General features: G+C 38.2%; 22 protein-coding genes. 10 read left to right on the plus strand and 12 right to left on the minus strand.

The features are described 5' to 3' along the window. Positions 1–83: 83 nt before the first annotated feature. The 4 genes from E0H94_RS03655 to E0H94_RS03665 form a co-directional block, all read right to left on the minus strand. Complete coding sequence (locus E0H94_RS03655) at positions 84–1,073, minus strand: phage late control D family protein (protein WP_131325175.1); 990 nt, start codon at positions 1,071–1,073, stop codon at positions 84–86. Between the two features lie 196 nt (positions 1,074–1,269). Beyond that, positions 1,270–1,404, minus strand: coding sequence for a hypothetical protein (locus E0H94_RS18865; protein WP_264757538.1), 135 nt, complete (start codon positions 1,402–1,404; stop codon positions 1,270–1,272). A 76-nt stretch (positions 1,405–1,480) separates the two neighbouring features. Continuing rightward, a complete protein-coding gene (locus E0H94_RS03660) occupies positions 1,481–2,974 on the minus strand; it encodes a hypothetical protein (RefSeq protein WP_131325176.1) in 1,494 nt (497 codons plus the stop codon). 79 nt (positions 2,975–3,053) lie between these two features. Next, positions 3,054–3,422: a hypothetical protein gene (locus E0H94_RS03665; RefSeq protein WP_131325177.1), complete on the minus strand. Its 369-nt coding sequence runs from the start codon at positions 3,420–3,422 to the stop codon at positions 3,054–3,056. Between the two features lie 86 nt (positions 3,423–3,508). Between E0H94_RS03665 and E0H94_RS03670 the strand changes: the two genes are divergently transcribed. Further along, entirely contained in the window at positions 3,509–3,709 is a 201-nt protein-coding gene (locus E0H94_RS03670) for a hypothetical protein (RefSeq protein ID WP_227548540.1), read from the plus strand. Positions 3,710–3,799: 90 nt separating this feature from the next. Here the strand turns inward: E0H94_RS03670 and E0H94_RS03675 are convergent, their stop codons facing one another. Continuing rightward, positions 3,800–4,324: a hypothetical protein gene (locus tag E0H94_RS03675; RefSeq protein ID WP_131325178.1), complete on the minus strand. Its 525-nt coding sequence runs from the start codon at positions 4,322–4,324 to the stop codon at positions 3,800–3,802. Positions 4,325–4,530: 206 nt separating this feature from the next. Between E0H94_RS03675 and E0H94_RS03680 the strand changes: the two genes are divergently transcribed. After that, positions 4,531–4,824 carry a hypothetical protein gene (locus tag E0H94_RS03680; protein WP_131325179.1) on the plus strand — a complete coding sequence of 98 codons (294 nt, stop codon included), beginning with the start codon at positions 4,531–4,533 and terminating at the stop codon, positions 4,822–4,824. A 973-nt stretch (positions 4,825–5,797) separates the two neighbouring features. Here the strand turns inward: E0H94_RS03680 and E0H94_RS03685 are convergent. Genes E0H94_RS03685 through E0H94_RS18870 form a run of 3 tightly spaced genes read right to left on the minus strand, consistent with a single transcriptional unit; the run spans position 5,798 to position 6,944 of the window. Then, positions 5,798–6,013: a hypothetical protein gene (locus tag E0H94_RS03685; protein ID WP_131325180.1), complete on the minus strand. Its 216-nt coding sequence runs from the start codon at positions 6,011–6,013 to the stop codon at positions 5,798–5,800. Beyond that, entirely contained in the window at positions 6,010–6,816 is an 807-nt protein-coding gene (locus E0H94_RS03690) for a Rha family transcriptional regulator (protein WP_131325181.1), read from the minus strand. The genes E0H94_RS03685 and E0H94_RS03690 overlap by 4 nt, the downstream gene beginning before the upstream one ends. Then, the gene (locus E0H94_RS18870) at positions 6,813–6,944 is read right to left on the minus strand and encodes a hypothetical protein (protein WP_264757539.1); all 132 of its coding nucleotides are present in this window, start codon (positions 6,942–6,944) and stop codon (positions 6,813–6,815) included. The genes E0H94_RS03690 and E0H94_RS18870 overlap by 4 nt, the downstream gene beginning before the upstream one ends. Positions 6,945–7,228: 284 nt before the next feature. On the opposite strand from E0H94_RS18870, the gene E0H94_RS03695 reads away from it, so the two are divergent. Genes E0H94_RS03695 through E0H94_RS03705 form a run of 3 tightly spaced genes read left to right on the plus strand, consistent with a single transcriptional unit; the run spans position 7,229 to position 9,809 of the window. Then, positions 7,229–8,287 (plus strand): hypothetical protein, encoded by a 1,059-nt coding sequence (locus E0H94_RS03695; protein WP_131325182.1) that lies wholly within the window; start codon positions 7,229–7,231, stop codon positions 8,285–8,287. Positions 8,288–8,289: 2 nt separating this feature from the next. Further along, positions 8,290–8,979 carry a hypothetical protein gene (locus E0H94_RS03700; RefSeq protein ID WP_131325183.1) on the plus strand — a complete coding sequence of 230 codons (690 nt, stop codon included), beginning with the start codon at positions 8,290–8,292 and terminating at the stop codon, positions 8,977–8,979. Continuing rightward, entirely contained in the window at positions 8,979–9,809 is an 831-nt protein-coding gene (locus tag E0H94_RS03705) for a hypothetical protein (RefSeq protein WP_131325184.1), read from the plus strand. The genes E0H94_RS03700 and E0H94_RS03705 overlap by 1 nt, the downstream gene beginning before the upstream one ends. Position 9,810: 1 nt before the next feature. On the opposite strand, the gene E0H94_RS03710 is transcribed toward E0H94_RS03705, so the two are convergent. The 4 genes from E0H94_RS03710 to E0H94_RS03720 form a co-directional block, all read right to left on the minus strand. Beyond that, complete coding sequence (locus E0H94_RS03710; protein ID WP_131325185.1) at positions 9,811–10,272, minus strand: type II toxin-antitoxin system YafO family toxin; 462 nt, start codon at positions 10,270–10,272, stop codon at positions 9,811–9,813. A gap of 2 nt (positions 10,273–10,274) precedes the next feature. Then, positions 10,275–10,439 (minus strand): hypothetical protein, encoded by a 165-nt coding sequence (locus E0H94_RS18450; protein WP_165495580.1) that lies wholly within the window; start codon positions 10,437–10,439, stop codon positions 10,275–10,277. Between the two features lie 425 nt (positions 10,440–10,864). Continuing rightward, on the minus strand, positions 10,865–11,893 hold the full coding sequence (locus E0H94_RS03715) for a phage portal protein (protein WP_131325186.1): 1,029 nt from the start codon (positions 11,891–11,893) through the stop codon (positions 10,865–10,867). Then, positions 11,893–13,677, minus strand: a complete 1,785-nt coding sequence (locus E0H94_RS03720) for a terminase large subunit domain-containing protein (protein ID WP_044738606.1) — start codon at positions 13,675–13,677, stop codon at positions 11,893–11,895. The genes E0H94_RS03715 and E0H94_RS03720 overlap by 1 nt, the downstream gene beginning before the upstream one ends. Positions 13,678–14,771: 1,094 nt before the next feature. On the opposite strand from E0H94_RS03720, the gene E0H94_RS03725 reads away from it, so the two are divergent. The 5 genes from E0H94_RS03725 (at position 14,772) to E0H94_RS03745 (ending at position 18,066) form a co-directional block, all read left to right on the plus strand. Beyond that, the gene (locus E0H94_RS03725; RefSeq protein ID WP_131325187.1) at positions 14,772–15,593 is read left to right on the plus strand and encodes a GPO family capsid scaffolding protein; all 822 of its coding nucleotides are present in this window, start codon (positions 14,772–14,774) and stop codon (positions 15,591–15,593) included. Between the two features lie 17 nt (positions 15,594–15,610). Continuing rightward, complete coding sequence (locus E0H94_RS03730; RefSeq protein WP_131325188.1) at positions 15,611–16,621, plus strand: phage major capsid protein, P2 family; 1,011 nt, start codon at positions 15,611–15,613, stop codon at positions 16,619–16,621. A gap of 7 nt (positions 16,622–16,628) precedes the next feature. Next, positions 16,629–17,312, plus strand: a complete 684-nt coding sequence (gene gpM / locus E0H94_RS03735) for a phage terminase small subunit (RefSeq protein WP_131325189.1) — start codon at positions 16,629–16,631, stop codon at positions 17,310–17,312. Between the two features lie 95 nt (positions 17,313–17,407). Then, positions 17,408–17,860 carry a head completion/stabilization protein gene (locus tag E0H94_RS03740; RefSeq protein ID WP_131325190.1) on the plus strand — a complete coding sequence of 151 codons (453 nt, stop codon included), beginning with the start codon at positions 17,408–17,410 and terminating at the stop codon, positions 17,858–17,860. Further along, positions 17,857–18,066: a tail protein X gene (locus E0H94_RS03745; protein WP_131325191.1), complete on the plus strand. Its 210-nt coding sequence runs from the start codon at positions 17,857–17,859 to the stop codon at positions 18,064–18,066. Before E0H94_RS03740 ends, E0H94_RS03745 begins: the two co-directional genes overlap by 4 nt. Positions 18,067–18,068: the final 2 nt, after the last annotated feature.

The raw sequence follows: 18,068 nt of genomic DNA on the forward strand, positions 1-18,068 counted from the left end.
TGGTTTCAAATAAGATATTAATGCGTATAAGAAAAGTTCAAGCATTTCGTATAAGGTGTAGCTAGAGAGCAAGTTTACTGTGACTACTCACCATTCAAACTTTTCACAGCCTCAATACTTGTCTTAAATCCAACCAATTTATCAATGCTGTGTGTGGCTTGCTCAATAATCCAATCTCCAGCAATCCCCTCGCGAAATCCCACAAGTGTGAGCGGCTTCTCGGCCGAAATTTCAGGATTCCCTGGTAAATTTAAACTTAACCGCTCTTCACCACGGCGCGATTGATCTAAAGATGCTTGAGCAGCTGATTGCGCGCTTTTAGCATCCTGATAGATGTGCCTGAGTCTTTTGACTGGCTCCCCGTCACCAACTTTCACCTCATGCTTTTTGGCGCCCTTTTTATCATGCCAATATGCGATCGCGGTCCCGACACTATCACTTGTACTGGACGTCATTTCCCAATCACTCACCTGCTGTTTCGCTAAAGTTAAACTTGGTAATTCAATTTCACCGCGCTTTACGAATAGTAACTTTCCACCTGCAGGCTTACACACCACATCATATCTTTTGGCGATACGCATTATAAAGTTTATATCCGACTCATCAGACTGGTCAAAATGAGGAAGCTTCAAGGACGACACTGAATTACTCACAATAGGCTCTAGAGCATGTTCTCTTGCGATCTTAGTCACGACAGCAGAGATAGTCGTACCTTTTGGCCATGAACGTGTTTTTTGCGAGGACAATGAAGTCATTCCGCTTTTACTGGTCAATTGTGGCAGCGCACGGCCACGAATCACCATTTTTTCAGGTGGACCAGATAACGATATTTCACTAACAATAAATAACCCCATAGCCGTCATGTCATAGTCATAGCCCATAGAGATTCTTAATTCAGCACCTTTTTTAGGTAACTCAATCGGCTTGATCGGATCATCTATAAGCGAAATCTCACAGGTATCTGACTCATAGCCTGTTCCATCTGTAATTGAGATCGACTCATACAGGTCTGCAATCAATGTTGTGATATCTGCACCATTCGCAATCACAGAAAAGCATGGTATTAATCCCATAGTTTCACCATGCGCGTTTCAGTGCGCTGTTTTACTTCGGCTAACGTCGCAGCCTCTGTTTCGCCTTCTTCAATGCGGACTATAACCAACACGGCGCCAATTTGATCAAAAATAGAATCAATGGCTTGAGGTAAAGTACCAGTCTCGCCCAGTTTGGCTGCCTCAAGTCGAGAGCCTGCAATCAGTACAGGTTTATTTAAGAGAAAAATAGAGGATCAGCATGTGGAGCCGACCCAATGATTCCAATGGTCGAACTTCGCACTGTAGTAATGGGGCGCGAACCATCATCTACCGTGACGTTTTGAATCCCATGTAAAAAAATATCGCTCATGCACCGCAATCTCAGTTTAAGATTTTGGTTCATTTTTACGATTTAATCAGCAGTTTTCATTATTCACTATTGCGAATTACTTGAAATCATAATCCTTGAAAACTTCATAAAAAGCTCTTTTCTTCAATTTTTCAGTATTGGTGATATGCGGATTGGTTGCATTCTTTTCTGTTGCAAACATTCCTCGTGGAACTCCTGCACTTTCAACAATGCGTCTAGCGATAGGTCTATTATAATTACCCTTTATTGAATAAGGTTTCATATCACTTAAGAAATTTAATCTATAAATGCTTATTGGGAAAATAGCGCCAATAGTCGGAACAGGGATATGAGCAAATCCTTTCTTGAGTCGATACTCAGTCAAACTTTTCCCATATAAAACCCTAACAGGAATACCATTTGGTGGTTGACTAGTAGCCCCCCAAATAGTATCTCCTAGTGCACCAGTAAATATGATTTTATCATCTAAGTGTTTATCAAAAGACAAAAATACTGAATCATCTCCTAAGCCTTGCGTAGCAAAAAAATCATTAGAAAGTTCTGCTAAATCTGTTGAATATTCAATATCACCCAAATTCTGAATACTTGAGCCTACTGGATGCTCACATGAGATACAATTAATCCCTAGTTTTTCAGCGATTTCGAGCCCAGAGTCATTTAGACCATTTACTTCAACATTTATTGTTGCGCAGTCAAAATCTGCAACATCTTTTAATAAACATGTCACTGCTGGACTATCGTACCCCTTGCTTAGCGTTGAAAAATTTTTCAACTGTTTGACTCTATTCTGACTCTCCCCATTCTTAATTAAAGAACTTAATGTATCTTCTAAAAAGTTCTTGTAGGATTCAAAATTTGCATAATTTTTTTCATGTAATCTTGATTCTAATTCAACACCTGTAGGAGATATAGAAAAATTATGATAGTACAGTGCAAACAAGTTAAAGCTATCGTGCTCATAAATTAAAGGCTCAAAACCAAACACGCCCAATTTAGTTTGTTTGTCATTATTTTTTCTAATATCTTCAAAAATTTCATCTTCATTTTTGATGTCATTTTTAAAAAACGATAAACAATATGCTAGTGAATTTGAAATTATTACCTCATTCACTACTTTATTCTTTATTAAAAAAATACACTCGTACATATGAGATGGAGGCGTGATTATGAGTTTTTTATTCTCTACAGTTAGACCCGATCCAAAAATATGCTCAGAATTTACGTAATCAAAATTATTAAACTCTCCCTGCCAAACACCCTCTACAATTCCTTTGGAATGACAAACAACACCTGAACCATAATTAATATTAATACTCGATTCTGCTATTTTCACACACCAAGCTAATTTAGGTATATTACGATTCAAAATCAAACTTACGTCTGCAAAACTCTCGCCACTTACTTTAATTTCACTTAAAATTTTATTAATTTTTTTTTGGTTTTCTTCCCAGTTTAAGTGAATCTTTTTATTATTAGATTTCACGTAATTCATATTTGATAAAAGTATGTATTTAAAAAAAAGATTTTGAATACTAAGTTTTCGTTTTCTAAAAGAACGTAAAATTTTCATAGAAAAATAAATAAGATAACTGGTTGAAATTATTTTATCATAAATAAAATACGCTCTTGAAACTTACAAAATTTTAATTCTATAGAGCCAAGGCATACTCCCAAAGCTCATCAAGCTTTTCATCACTTAAACCAAGAACAGTTTGCATAGCAATCATGCTGTCATCTGTACGCACAAAATTAGTCGCTTCTTTAAAACCTAGGAGTGCGAGTTCACGGCTAAATTCATCTTCGTTTGTTTGAATTTGGGCTTCAATATCACCTGCTTTAAATCCATTTTCTAACAGACAACGCAAGAATTGGTAGCGCGTGAGGCTTGGATATTGAGAGCGGTTATAGGCAAGCTTTTCATCTTCTGTACGAAGGTCTATCCATTCAGTACCATTCCATTCTGTGTGAAATTGAGATGGTTTTGGGGTTTCATGCATTAAAATTTCATCATTAGTCATTAACCGAGCAAATCCGTAATGCGAAACTACATCCTTTTGCAGTAACGGAAGATCATATTACCAAGCAGTTTAAGAAGTATCGGGACTTGTCTGGAGCGTATGATCATTTGGAACCAAACCAACGACCATCGCTACATGACTTACGCGCTTTGGGTATTTATAACATTACACAGAAGTATGGGAAGAAGTACGCACAAGCACTGGTTGGACATGCAACTGTGAAGATGACCGACCACTATTTAGAAGGACATGAAGCGCCTAAACCAGAGCGGATTAGCTATCGTTAGTCATACCAATAAAGCTGATGCTTTCATTACATGGATCATCAGCTTTGGTACATTTAACCCAATTTAAAAATTTGTATAATCGCCATTATGTTAAATGGGATCAAATAGGTTGAAAATTCTTTTACCAGGGTAATCGTTCAAGTACTTATATCGGCTATGTCTATAATATTCGTTCCAATAACTTACCATTCTTTGATAGGTTAGATTTGTAAGCTCATGATTATTACTTATAAATTCAATAAAAAATTCTTTATTTTTTTCAATAAATGGATATATATCATTGATGATTTCTACGACATATTCGCCAACTAACAAAAATACATAAGGGATCATAAAGTCTTGAAATTCGATTTCTATAAGTTTTTTAACCATTTCTTGACGGATATAACCATCAGAGTGTCTAGAATAAAGACAGTAAATTATCGAAAGCTCTTGAGTGGATAAACTATTAAGCTTTGAAAAATTAGGAAGATCATTATAAATTCTATACGGAATTTCTAAAATATCTCCATTCAAGCAGACCATTCTTTGCCCTGCTACATTGATGTCAATTAATAAAATTTTAATAGCTTCTATTTGCTGAATAGGAAAAGCTTGTTCTAATATATTTTTCATTGCTTTTAATGAAGTAAAAAACCTTTAGCAATCTACTAATTTTTTAATATTTCTACAATTAACATAATGCACGTTATACGAAATTTTAAAATTTGAGTCTCAAGCTACTATTTTTACTGTATTTTTTAAATTTCGTATAACCACCATTATGTTAAAGTGACCGAAATTCTTTAATAATAAAGAACCATCTTTAATATGATTAAGTTATGAATGAAGATCTATTAACACTTAGGTTAGCAGTACAAAATGCTTTACTTGGCTATACAACGCATGAATTAAGAGCTGTATATGTAAAGATATCTAATAAAATAATTTATTTAACAATGATTTTTGATGGTGAAATTTCAGAGTATTGGAGTGAAATAGCTCCTGAAATAGGAACTGAAATTATCTCTCATTTTTCTAATCACAGTATTCATGAAAATTTTATGAGAAAAGATTATCCTGAAAAATTAAATTTTCCAGATTTCATCTGTGTATATAAAAGATATGAGAAATAGGGTTCTGTATCATTAAGAATAGATGTCCAAGTAGTTATTTCTTTAGCTACCGTTAGTCATCGTTTTTAAATTTAAATAGGCGAGTTTTCCACATTGGGGAATTACGCCATTCCCCGAAAGTTCCCCGAAAACAAAAAGCCCACTTTTGAAGTGGGCTTTAAGTTGCTGAATTAACAGCTATATTTGGTAGGCATATCCAGACTCGAACTGGAGACCTCTACGATGTCAAATTCAGCGCATCTTATTTAAAAATAATGGCTTATATCAGGCTGGGGAAAATTTGGGGAATTTTCACGATATATAGACAATGAAATAAAGTCCCATAAATGATGATTGATCATTTAAAATACAATTTTAGGCGAATCTTAAAATAATTCTCAACTTTTGGGTATGGTTCAAAAGCTGTAACTAGAGTAACGATTTTTAAAATTAGTACTTAATATATTGAAATTAATATAAATATTACCCCTAGAGATACTGTAACGATTGCGTGACGATTCTGTAACGAGTTACGGTGTTTTACTGTAACCCTCGGTTTCAAAATATATTATTTATTATCAATAATTTACTTAATTTTTAAGGCTTGGGGTTTCGCTGGGTTACGCACCTTGAGTAACCGTGTAAGTCATTGTTTATAAATTAATAAAATCTTGAATTTAGCGTTTTTTTGAAGGGGTTACAGAATTCGGGAAAGTCGTTTTGACCCTTGAATTCCCCTACTTTTCCCTTGCTGTCTTATGGTCAGTTTTTCTTAGGTGCAGGGTTTTGCAGATTTGTCGGGATTTTTGCAGAACTGCCCTTTCCCCTGTTTTTTGTATGCCAAGCCCAGTCTATATAAGGCGTTGAGGGTGGCTTTTTGTCCTGAAATTTTAAAGTGATTCCGAGACAAAAAGCCCGCAGGTGACGTGGGGGGTCAACCGCCCGCGTGAATCCTGAATGTGCAGGTGGCTGCACATTCTTAGGATGGTTTTGTTTATGGTTTTGCTGCGATTTGCTGTTGGATCTCGTGGACTTGGAGGTGAAGGCTGCACATGATGGCATTAAACTCGTCACTTGGTATGCCATCGTCATAGTGCATGCGGGACATGGCGGAGATAAACAGCTCTAGCTTTTCTATGGAGTCGCCTACAGTTTCCAGTAGGTCTTCTAGGTCTGCTGGTGGGTTGCCTACTTTAAGATGTGGAATCATGCTGCACCTCCCAACTGTACTGCGGTTTGCTTGAAGACTATGCAGCGATGGGTTTTATCATCTATCACGCTACGCACGGCATACCCATGCTGTATGTAATGCGGGTATGGATAGGTACTGGCTGCAAGTTCTTGTATGAGTGCTTTGCTGTCTGGTAGTCCGTGAATGGCTGCGCAGACTTGTGGTAGGTTCAATGCAATGTGGTCTGGCTTGTGACTATGGTTGAGTAGATGCAGACCGTACTTGTGGATGGCTTCCCAAAAGTGTTGCAGGACTGCATTATTCCGTGCAACCACTGGGACGACTGCATGTATAGACAGTATGGTTTTGTGCAGTCGGTTGCTAAACCATGTGACTTCGACTTGGTCGAGTATGCCTTCTGCATTGGTGATGAGTTGGTTTATGGTGAGTTCTGGACTACCTGAGTTTAGGCGTACTTTTGTGCCGACTTGTATGCCCTGCTGCTCGATGAGTTGTTGGTTTTGGAGTAGTGTTGCCATGGCATTAAAGGCATTGATGAATGCGATTTTGATTTGCGCGGCTTTCTCTCCAGTAAAGCCCATAACCAAGAACATCCAACCGTCTTTGGTCATTTCGTACATCGGACGAGGTTTACCTTGTTCATCGATGTAATTAGCCAGCTCAAAATTGAGCGCGCTAAAAGATTTTGCGCAATCTAAAGTTTCAATTGCACGTAAAACATTGGTATGTCTTTTACCAAATGCTTTAGCAACTTTAAGGCTATCGGTTTTGATTTGTTGGTCTTGAATAAAGACAGCTTGGCTTAGGTCGAGTGCATTCATTTTGCACCGCCTTTCACCCAACGGATGATACGTACTTTTAAACTAAGTTTTTGCGCAAAGTCTGGAGAGGTTAAACGTTGGAAACAGATTTCATTTAGGCATACTGGTGCCTGAGTATTATTCTTCATAAGAAAACCCTTTTGTATCAGTGTTTTCTGCTACCCCACGCCAATAGGGTGGCAGACTGAATGAAGTTGGCGTACCGCTACAAAAGGAAACGGTGGACAAAGTCCCATCATCCAGCCTGCCATAACAAAGTCATGACTGACCTTCAGACAAAAAAATACCGCTTTAGCAGCGGTTTGTCTGCCTTTTGTATATTCGAGACGCCAATCTCGACCACGATGTAGGTGGTTTTTTTAGAGTAGCTTAGATACTATACGCGGGTCAAGACTTTATAAAAATTTTCGCTATGCAATTTGATATTCTTACATTAATAATTATTTTTTCAGTACTATTTATTTTCGCTACAATGCTAGCACCACATTTCATTAATAAGAAATATAATAAATACGACCAAGCATCCTTCCCAATAGAACAAAACAATACAGTAAAAGAAATAACTGATAATAGTACAAAGTATCGTGAAAAATATTTAAATTTAATTGGTAAACTTAATTCAATTAGAGTTATTTTCGATGAATACAGAGATAATAGACATACAAAATTATTTAGCACTATTGACAACATAGTTGATTACATCGGAAGACTTGGTGATCATGAAATCTATCTAATAGAATATTTAGAACACTCGATTGATGGTATAAGCACAAATTATACAGAAGAAAATGTTATTGAAAAAATGAATCAAATAAATATAAAACTACTACCAATTCAAGAACTACTCTCTTATTATTTTTCTTCTGCAAAATTATATAAAGAAAATATTCAACCATTTTACCGATCAGCTTTAGGGGAGATATCCAACGAATTAAAAAAATTTAGAAAATTAAAGAACATACTAGCAAACTCCTCAACAACTGAAATTTATCAATTAGAAAAAAATCAACACAATATCTCTTATAGAATTTACCTAGGAAGTTTTTTTGCAACTATCCTTTTAGTATTTTTCTTTACCTATATTAGTTTAGAGTTTAAAGATGCTATTGTTGGTGCTAACAATAAAAATATTATTGATTACTGGATTTTGAAAGCATCTGGAGTCTTTATCTTTATTACATTAATTTCCTTTTTTTTAAAACAGGCCATTCATCATCAAAAGAAACGAGACCAAGTAGAAAAGATAATGCTTGAACTTAAAGCCTTACCAGCATACATGGCAGATTTAGATCCTCAGGATGCTATCAATTTAAGAAAGGATTTAGCATCTAAATACTTTGGAAATACAACAGATCATTCGACCATTAATGATTTAAGTAACATAGTTAATGAGCAACTTAAAACATCAATTGAGCTTATAAAAGTCTTTAACGTTCAAAAAGGTACAGATAAAACTAAGGATAAGGAATAAATATGGACTTCCTAAAAGATAGACACATTATTAATGGGTTATTGGGAACATATTTGGGTGAATTTCTTATTGCAATACTTGTACTTGCATTCAGTTATAACTACATATTGAAGTCAGGAATCATCCAACATTTATTTTTCGTTATCAACTTTAAGTCTTGGAAAGTTAAAAAGGAAATAGAACAAATTACTGAGCTTCTAGACAACACAGAGCTAAGTGAAACGATGAAGAAAAATCTAAAGTTCCGTGTCAAACTCCTATATTTACAACTGTCTTTGAAAACTAAAGAAACAGATCTAGAAATTTTAGAATACTTGAGTGGTTATTGTGATTTGAATAGTGCAATGAAGAAATACAACCGTTCAAAAAAGAAGCTCGTATTTGTTCCACAGAATCAAAGTTTTTCTTTGAGTCCAGATTATTCTTTCGACCAAAATTTTAAGAAAGCGCAAAGACGTAACTCTTGGATTCCATTTTGGTATTGGGTTTTAACCTTACCAGCTATCATTTGGGTGCTATACCTAAATAACTTTAAGCACTTTGATTCATCTTCTACTAACTTTTTCTATAGTGCGCCAGTGACCATGATTCTATTTACAATTTGGGTGTTTTCTGTAGCCTTTTTCTTACGTCACTTACTTGAAAAAGCGAATGCCGTAGAGTTGCTTCATATGGAAAGGATTGAACACTAATGGATGATTTAAAAAATCAGTTAGAATCTGTCAGGGTTTCTAGTAAGTTAAAAGCTGCAATTACAAGGGACTTCCTGAAGTTTAAGAATAATATCCAGTTTTTCATCTTAGTACCTGGTATTTTAGGCGCTCTTTGGCAATCTATTGAACTTGCTAAAATTAGCCCATCCTATTTAAGGTTCTTCTCTATGAATCAGATGATCCCCGATGGAGCTTCAGTTTTATTTATTCTTTTCATCTGTTATTTCTCATACCTAGTTATTATAACAATCACTGCCTTCGAATTCTTTAAGTACGAAAATCTAGTTAAAATCAGTGAAAAAAATTTGATTTCAATAATTTTACTTTGTACTTTTTTTCTAATATTAGCTATTCACAAATATATAACTTTCAACCAAGTTTCATTCTCAGATATTTTTTTAGCAACAGGTTTACTGATTGCATCGATTACTTTTACAAGAATTATTTTCAAATGCTTGGATATTTACTTTCTTAAATCAGATATGAGTCTAAAATATAAAGCATACTTTGATAAAGACTTAAGATTTCATGTCTTTATGCTCGTATGCACTATTTTTGTCTGTGTGATTTATTTTCAAATTAAAAGTTTTGCTTCTATGACAATGAAGCCTAGCAATATCAATAATTTCACAGATATTGAAACAAAGTTAATCAAAGAATATAAGCTATGCGAGAACCCTAAGTTACTTTACTTCAATAGAGATTATTTATTCTATGAAATTATTGTAGATAAAATACAGTTAATTCAGATTTTAGAAACAAAAGAGCTTTTTGAAAAATCTACCGATAAAAAAGATGATAATGATTAATTTATGCAGATAAATTAATCTTGCTTAAGCGATACTGCTCTGCTTCATGAATAAAAATCTGAACGTCCTGCTCATATTGGGCATGACTCCCCGACTTATAAAATTCAATTACAAAGTAATGGTGAATGCCATTATGTTCAAAATAAGAATAGACCAGATAGCTGTCACTGGTGCATTCCCATTGGGCCTTCGCAGCCCCATCAAGGAAATTCCACTTAGAATGTGGTTGCCTCACATGCAAATGTTGAATATTCTGATTGCTGGCTTCTGGATATTTTTTATCGAAACGATCACGCCCAAATAGAGGTGACAAGCACTCATAAGTTTCTTGTGTATGACGTGTAGGTGATGGATGTTCGTAAGGTTCGCTGTCTTCTTTATAACAGCAAAATTCTTCAAATATATCTTTGAAGTTAGAATCGTTATTAAATTTAGGATGATATGCAAAGAGGAATTGAGACAATCTTAGCCTCGGGTATTAGCAGACTGTCTCACTTTTTCCATACGTTCCGTACCACGTTGAGCAGCTTGTTCAGCACTATTTACTAACGCAGCTAAACGCTCTGGTGACATTTCACGACGGTTGGTACGTTTTACAGCAGGGCGACGAGGTACTACCATAGTATTCATAACAGACCTCCTTTTTTTGAAAATATTATATGTAAGATTACTATGCCTGAAAGTTCTTTAGAACTTTCAGGCATAGTATCTGAGTAGCGTTTTTTCTTCAATTATTTTTACAAAATTTATACTATTACTTGCTTAACTAGCTGAAAAACCACATTTTCCCCATGTGTACCATGGTTGCATTATCTTCTAGATAATGCAACCATGGTACACATGGATTATACTGGAGTATCTAAGTATCGACAATTGCCGAAATGACATTTTTTGTTTTATTTGCAATTTTATAGTTATTTTTGCCCTAACTTCTTAAAAAATAAGCCAGCGCACAAATGAACGGACTAGCAGCAATCAAAAGAATTGCCGTCCCTATACAAAATCTTAAATATGGCGATAACTTTATTTCCATTTTTATTCTCCTTATGACTTCTTCATTTTTCATTCAAAAGCTTGCCACGTACTTCAGCATAAGACTTAAAAGTAATGAGCTTCTGCCCTGCCCATTCATTCACCTGATCTGCTATACGATGCTGAAGCGGAATAATTTCTGAATTCCAATGCACCTGCTCTGCTTCCGTAATTGACCCAAAACCACCCGTATTATTAGGAATAATGCCAAGTAACTGAGGTGGAGTACGCATAGCTGCCAAAATGTCATCCCGCGTAATAGACTTAATATGTGCAAACTCATCCTTTGCTGCCACTTCCGAAACGGGTATCAACTTAATACCATCGGGCTTACCACTCGGTGAGTACAAAAACAGATTTCTAAAATTCCCTGGTCCTTTACTGTCTTTAAGTGCCTGACGTAAATTGTTTACATCATCTTCATTCTGCTGTGGATCGGTCAGGTACAAAATAAATCCAGCATGTGAACCATTGTTGTAGTACTTACGACGGAACAAAGTCGCAGACTCATTTAGCCAAGCAGACTGCAAAGCCGCCAAATATTCAGGTGTGCCATACACTTCCTGATTAATATCGCACTCACGTACCTGAAAAACTGAATCTCGCTCAAAATGGTGGTACTTCCAGTTTTCCGTAATCATTAAAAACTCTTTCGGGTCTTGCTTACGTCGCATGTATTTGGCTAAAGGCGTAGTGACCTGCACCACTTGGTTAGAGCGACTTTTTATGGCTTCCACATAGCCCATACCAAACACCAAAAAGTCCATAACCAATTGTTCAAAGGCTTTGGAAGACATCAACTTATTCGGCTTAAATGCAGAAACCAACTGATTACGTTTATAAATAATGGCGGTCGACAAATAAGGCGTAGAACGGAAAGACTTTGCCAAACCCTCTAAACTCACTGGTGGCTCATAGTAAGTACCATTCCAGTACACCTGAAACATACTCATGTAGTCATGCGTATTTAGAACAGGTTCAGGGTCACCAAAGGTAAAGGCTTGAATGGCATTATTTTGCGCCACAGCAGGCAAGTTTTGAGTTTCAGACATTAGAATATTTCCATTGCAGCAGTATTGTGGACGTTACGCCCTTCCAGTGGTTCATTGGCAAAGACATGCATACACGCCCAAGCAAGGTCGGCATGCCCGACTTCCTCCGAACGTGTGGCTTCAAAAGTGAATTGACGACCTGAACCAGTCATGGTCTTTTTAATGGCCATAAAGCTTTGCGCGACATCGGTCCAGCCTGCATCAAACTCAAAACGCCCTTGATGCACCACATCCATAGCTTTGAGTACCAACATGGTTTTAACTTCGACCGAATAGCTAAAGGTGGTCAGTGCTGGGAAGAACTGGCGTACCAATTGGGCTACGCCTGTTCCCATGCCTGTAGTGTCTAAACCTATGTAGGTCACACGGTAGTTTTCACAGACTTTTTTGATGTAAGCCGCCTGAGCCTGAAAATCCATGCCTTTGAATTGATGACGTTCCAGTAAGCGGAATTTTGGGTAATTGATGGATGGCGGTGCGATGACCACTAAGCCTGCGGTATCACCTGTTTCGGCAGGGTCATAACCGACCCATACTTCCTGATAGCCAAATGGACGCAGTGCCAAAGGTTTAAAGTCTCTGTCCCAGAGTACCCATGAGTCCACCATGCACGGTTGCATGACTGAAAGTGGAAAGACTGAATGCCCATCGTCCATGAACATACACATGAGCAAGTTGGCAAAACTTTCTGCCGAATACTCAAAGCGTAATTCATCAATATCGAACAGGTCGCAGCCACCGCGTTCGGCATCTAAAATGGTGACAATCTGTCGCCAAATTTTGTCTTCACACAGTCGACCATCTTTTAAGGCTTCATGGCTGACATCAATGTTTAGGCGTTTGTCTTTAGCTCTGCCTTTGTTAAAGATTTCCCCTGTCCAGAAGTTATAGGCTTCGTGGCTTTTTGAAGATGGTGTGGAGAAATAGGTTTTGCGCCAGCGTTTATGCATTGCCATACCAGAAGCAACTTTCTGTAAGGTCTGGAAGCCATGCACCCAAAAGTATTCATCGAAATAAAAATTGCCGTGGAAGCCCTGAGCAGTTTTGGCGTTGGTGCCTAAGAATATAAGTTCTGAAGGTGGACCTTCTTCAAAGTTAAGGACGATTGGATCGCCTTGTAAATCCAGATCAATCGACTCCGCGGCAAAGGACTTAATGTAGGATTTGAAAACGTGTGCCTGTGCTTTGGAGGCAGAAAGGAAAATCTGATTGCCCCCGCCTGTAATGGCATCGACAAAGGCTTCACGTCCGAAGTAATAGGTTGCCCCAATTTGGCGGCTTTTTAAGATATTGCGTGAACGCTGATTTTTAGCTTTGAACCATGTGCGTTGGTAGTCGAATAGCCCTTCTTCAAAATCTGCCTGAACCTTTTCAATCATTGCCTGAGTAATGAGATTACGCTTCGGCATCTTCTTCGGTTTGGCATTACGGTTTTGAATTTTTGGGTTAATGTCGGCTTCATTACCGCCATCGGTCAGGTATTTTTCGCGTCGTGCGTATTTGTCTTTTTGACGTTCTAACAGGTCGATTTCTTTAAAATCGCCTGGTGTTTTTTTCTCTAGCAAATACAAGGTACACAGACGGGCTTCGAGTGCCTGAGCTGCAATTCCTTCAGGTGCGTCTTTGTCCCATTCATCACGGGCTTTCCATGAGTGAACGGTCTTTTCATTTTCCTGAAGGTATTCAGCAATACTGCTAATACGCCAACCCATCCAGTAAAGGAACTTTGCCTTTACTCGGTTGTCGAAAGTTAGCTCGAAGCGTTCGGTGTCAAATGTATTCATGCGCCAATTAAAGCAACGCACTTTGCACAATGCTTGATTTGGCTTTTGTAGCATCCCTTCTTACAAAGAGGATTTAATCATAATCTCTAGGATTTTAACGACTTGTTCAAGAATAGGTGCAGCGTGGGTTATAAGGCTTGTTCCCCAAATACCAATAATCACAATAAAGGTCCAAGTTTTTAAAGATCCGCTTTTAGACAAATGCTTCACTACTTTATCTGCCTTAATATCAAAATTTCAAAAGGATTTATTGTAGAGCTTGGATAACGTTGGCAATAGCTGTAAGGATTTCAGCCAGTTGGATAATTAAAATGCCAATTAAAATGTATGTAAGCTGAATGTACGTCCAAATACGTAATTCCTTATTTTTAGCTAGTTTTTCCATCATTGTGGAAGCCCTACATAAAATGAAACTATATTTAAAAGTGTTTTAGTCACCATCAAGGCTATTGCGATAAAAGCGAGATTCCAGCATAACTTCACAACACTATCGGAACTTAATTTTTCAGTTTCCATAATTATTCTCTCTACTGATTAACATCAAACCACAAACCTAGAAATGGCATCCAAATATTCTGGAAAACGGATCAGAATAATCACCCCAAATAAAACAACGCCAAAATGCAAAAGGATTTTGCTAAATTCGTCAGGTGTAATTTTTAAAGTTCTCATTGTCATGCCATCATTTACGAGTATTCATTGAATCTAATTTCAGTGTCTTCTCTAAGTATCTGACAATTAAATTTATTAACCGTACGCAAGCATACAAGACGACAATCCAAATAAAAAAATCGATTAAGCTATCAGGACTTAAATTGATAATTTTCATTTCGACTCCTAGTATGTGGAATGAAAAAATGCTAGTTTTATCACTCATATTTCTGAGCCTTAGTGATGTTAGGGTTCGGGAATAAAAAGCCAAGAATTGCCGTTCTTGGCTTTTTGCTTTTGTGCTTATTATTCAGTTTTCTTTTCTCAAATCATGTCTTCCTTTTTGTAGCATCCCCTCTTACAAATCCAATTTATTTACTAATGCCGTCGGACTTTTAATGATGCTCATTATTTGATGAGTAAATTCCAGAACGGTTAAACACATGACAAATAAATCTAAGTTCTTTCGTGTTGCAGTCGAAGGAGAAACTATTGATAAGCGCGTGATTGAACGCTCTTGGATTGAACAAGCTGCAAAAAACTATAACCAGTCTGTATATGGCGCTCGTATTTGGGTTGAACACTTACGTGGTGTAATGCCCGATTCTTCCTTCCGTGCTTATGGTGATGTACTTGCTGCAAAAGCCGAAGAAGTCGACATTAACGGTGAAAAGAAACTGGCATTGTTTGCACAAATTGATGCAACTGCTGACTTAGTGGAAATGAATAAAAAGCGTCAGAAGATTTTCACCAGTATTGAAATTGACCCGAACTTCCAAGGCAAAGGCGAAGCCTATTTGGTGGGCTTAGCTGTGACCGATTCCCCTGCCTCTATCGGCACTGAAAAATTGAGCTTTTCTAGCATGGTTGCCAAGTTTGGTGAAAATGCAGAAAAGAATGCCTTCTCTATTGCTGAAGAAACCCACATTGAATTTGAAGATGACAGCAAAGGCTTATTTGCAGGAATGGTTCAGAAGTTCAGTGACCTGTTTTCTCCTCAAATTGAACAGCAAGGCGCAGAAGCCAAACTGAACTTTACCGAAGTCAAAAAAGTACTCGAGCAAATTGCAGAAACTTTTGGCAAGCAAAGTACGGCTTTCTCAAAAATGCAGCAAGAACTGAATGAGCTGAAAAACCAATACAGCGAACTTGAACAAAAGCACAACGCCCTTTCAGATTCTTTCAATCATCAACCTGACCCAAACCATAACAAGCGACCTGAAAGCACTGGGCATTCGGGCAGTAATGCTGCTGTTGTTTATTAATACGGAATTCTTTAATCATGCGTAACGATACACGTAAAAAGTTTAATCACTATATGGGCGAAGTTGCCCGCATTAACGAAGTCGACAGTGCTGCGGTTCAGTTCACTGTTGCCCCGACACCTGCACAAAAGCTGGAAGAAAAGATTCAACTCTCAAGTGAGTTTTTAGGGCGCATCAATGTCATTGAAGTGGTTGAAGCGATAGGTCAAGCCATTGGTCTTTCTGTAAATAGCACCATTGCAGGGCGTACAGATACCACGGGTGATGCCAAGCGTAATCCATCCGATCCGACTGGCTTATCGGCAAATACCTATGCTTGTCAAAAGACCGATTTTGACATTGCCTTGCTCTATTCAAAAATTGATGCCTGGGCAAAGTTTGCCGACTTCCCTGAAAAATGGGCAGGTGCTTGTGCCAAAGCCATTGGTCTTGACCGTATCATGATTGGCTGGAATGGTACAAGCATTGCAGCAACCACCAACCGCAACACCAATCCATTGCTGCAAGATGTAAACGAAGGCTGGCTACATAAAATTCGTACCCGTAGTCCTGAACGCAACATGACTGAAGTTGCAGTCGGTTCAGGAAAAATCACCGTTGGTCCTGCGGGCGACTATAAAAACTTGGATGCCTTGGTCAAGCAGTCGGTGGATAGCTTAATTGATGAAGTTCATCAAGATGCAACGGATCTGGTGGTGATCTGCGGTCGTTCATTATTGAACGATAAAAACTTTGCCATTTTGAACCAAGATCAAGACAACCAAAACACACTTGCGGGTCAAGTTTTGGTGGGTCAAAAACAGATTGGTGGCTTACCTGCTGTTCGCGTCCCCTTCTTCCCAGACAATGCCTTCCTGATCACTTCTCTCGACAACCTGTCTATTTATTACCAAGAAGGTGGTAAACGTCGCTTCATTCGTGAAGAGCCAGAGAAAAACCGTGTTGCTGACTATCAGTCAAGCAACGAAGACTATGTGATTGAAGCCTATGAAAAAGTGGCTTTGGTTGAAAACATCGAAGTTCTGTAGGTGACCAATGAATCACGCACGTAACCACTTCCTTCGCGTTTTGGCAGAGAAATCTGCCAAGGCGGATGCCTTTGGTGCAACCCGCCATGATGCTTCCGTTTACCAACTTCAACTGGCTGAACTGAAAAACGATAAATCACTGCTCTCACACATCAAATCAGATGAAAGCCGTGCTGAAGCAAAAGCCAAACTGATTCCAAAATACCAGCCTTATGTCGAAGGCATTTTAGCTGCCAACCAAAAGGTGGATGACGAAGTTGTCACCACCATCATGCTGTGGTGTTTTGATGCTGGCATGTTCCAGCAAGGCTTAAAAATAGCTGTGTTTGCTTTAGAGCATGGTTTGGATATGCCCGATTCCTTTAGCCGTGATACTCCAAGTATTGTGGCAGAAGAAATTGCCAATGCCGCATTGAGCAAACTGAAAGCAGGTGATGTTTTTGATTTGAACATTTTGCTTCAAGCAGAACAACTCACTGAAAGTTACGACCTACACGATCCAATTCGCGCCAAGTTGTACTGCGCGATTGGCAAAATTTTCTTGTCTGTAGAGAACTACGTACCTGCGATTGAGTACATGAAAAAAGCCATTGCCAAGAAAGACAATGTCGGCTGTAAGCAAGACCTAGATCGTGCTGAAAAGCTCTTGGCCAAACAATTAGAAGAGCAGCAAGCTGCTGCGTCTTCTTAACCTGTGCCCCCCGCACCTGGTCGGCATGATGGGGATGACAAAACTTTTAAGTTGTTGTTCTGAACCATCATCCACCGACCACCTAGGATATGACAATGACTGGTTTTAGCTTTAATGCCCCAACCACCACACCAGATGAGTCGATTGGCAATGATGGCTTCTTTCCAAATCTGCAATTAAATCTGATCCGTGAATCTGTGCGTTTAGATGGCAGTGTTTCTAATGCTCGCCTGAAAGATGCAGCAATTGCAGCCATATTGGAAATTAATGACCAACTGCGCTCACTCAAATTGAAAGCAGCAACTTTAAATGAACTTGCAACGTCCACCATCGATGGTAAACCCAACACGGAACTGTTGTATTTACGGGCAGTTCATTCAGCGATTGCCGCAGACATTAACGAAAAATATCGCAGCTACGACAGCACCAGTGATGGTCAGAAACGGGCTGAACAATTAGCACCTACCATTGATGACCATCGACGAAACTTACGCTGGGCAATTCGGGACTTGTTGGGGACAAGTCGCTGTACTGTGGAATTGATATGAAAAAAGTGAAGTCTGTTCAGGGGGACACGATTGATCTGATCTGTTGGCGTTATTACGGTCGGACTGCGGGTGTCACAGAAACTGTATTGGAATCTAACCCTGCTTTGGCTGAACAAGGACCAATACTCATGCTGGGCACTGAAGTGATTTTGCCTGATATCCCTACGCAACAGCAGATAACAAAAACAATTAACTTATGGGATTAAGC

Source organism: Acinetobacter sp. ANC 4173 (genome assembly GCF_004331255.1).
In the GTDB taxonomy this organism is placed as follows: domain Bacteria; phylum Pseudomonadota; class Gammaproteobacteria; order Pseudomonadales; family Moraxellaceae; genus Acinetobacter.